1 protein-coding gene is annotated in these 1,294 nt (G+C 45.0%); it reads right to left on the bottom strand.

The window, feature by feature from the left end:
* Positions 1-481 precede the first annotated feature (481 nt).
* Positions 482-1,294 (bottom strand): MFS transporter (locus ACTG2S_RS21615; RefSeq protein ID WP_439983319.1); only part of this gene is annotated, 813 nt, incomplete at its 5' end.

The raw sequence follows: 1,294 nt of genomic DNA, 5'->3' as shown, positions 1-1,294 counted from the left end.
AAGGTTAAGACTACTTTCTGCCTTTGCGAGAACAGCACCTGAAAAGCCCAGTTCCTGGCAAATTTTGCCTGAAACTGGGTCTGCTACTCTTGCCAGCAAAAATCCCACCTAAACAGTCATAAACTTTCAGTGCCAAAAGGCATATTTTTTGGCAGTAATACTGCGCTTTTTGAGCCGCTTGTGGGCTCTTCTTGGCAGGAGGGAAGTTTTCTCATGCGAAAAGTGCGATTTAACATAAAAGGCGTTATGCGCTGACAGATTGGCATGGTGGCTTGCAATTGTGGAAGACAGTTCTTTATTCTGTTTACCATACTTTCAGTATGGCGACAGTCGTTATGGAGTAGCGTTAATACTACTCAAATAGTATGGCTTGCATTGTAGGTTCTCGTAGTAGTCCAATGTGCTACATTCACAATTTCTGATGCTGTGCAACGGTCGGTTTCACGTCTAGGAATTGGGGGCATACAGTTACCATTACCATTTAAAGAAATGGCTGTGAATTGCTCTGATTTTTCGGGTGGGCAGCCCTGCCGGGATAGAAAAACCTCAGTATAGTCAGTGCAACTACATACAATCCGCATCCAACTATCCACACCCAACCATTCCAAGATTCGTGGGTTGCACTATACAAAAATGCAAAAATAAGTGGACCGATTACACCCGTGAGGTGTGTCAAACTGGTCAGCAACCCTTGCAATTGTCCTTGTGCTACCTGACCGACACGAACAGATATAATTCCCTGCAAAGCGGGAAGAGTTATGCCACCACAAGCGAGTAACAGCACAACTGGCCAAACCATCCAGCTTTGCGTAATGACTGCCAATAAAAGTAGGCCACAGCCATCAGCCAAGATGCCAACCACGATAGCTTTCTGATCTCCCAAATGTTTAGCGATAAAACCAGCAGCAAGTCCTTGAAACAGTGCGTGTGTAAGCCCAAACACAGCCAATGAAACACCGACCATTACGCCATCCCATACGAAGCGCTCTTCTCCGAATAAAACCCATAATGTTGCAGGGATTTGGCCAATCAATTGAATGATGAAAAAGACAACTAGCAATCCCGATAATGGGGAGATCATCTCGCGTATGGAGGATGTGGTTTCATTGATTGTTTCATTCTTTATCTCGTCACTAACCTGATTAGCATTATGGGTCTCATGTAAAATGAATAGGGAGACCAGAAATGCCAGCCCGTTAATAGCAGCAGCGAACATAAACGGTGCCTGTACCGAAAGTTGACCTGCAAAACCACCAATGACTGGTCCAGCAATCATACCGCCACCAAAACAGGT

The organism is Aeromonas sp. 82P (assembly GCF_051919365.1).
GTDB lineage: Bacteria > Pseudomonadota > Gammaproteobacteria > Enterobacterales > Aeromonadaceae > Aeromonas > Aeromonas veronii.
Note: the sequence above shows the minus strand (reverse complement) of the source record. Positions and strands in the feature narration are given on the sequence as shown.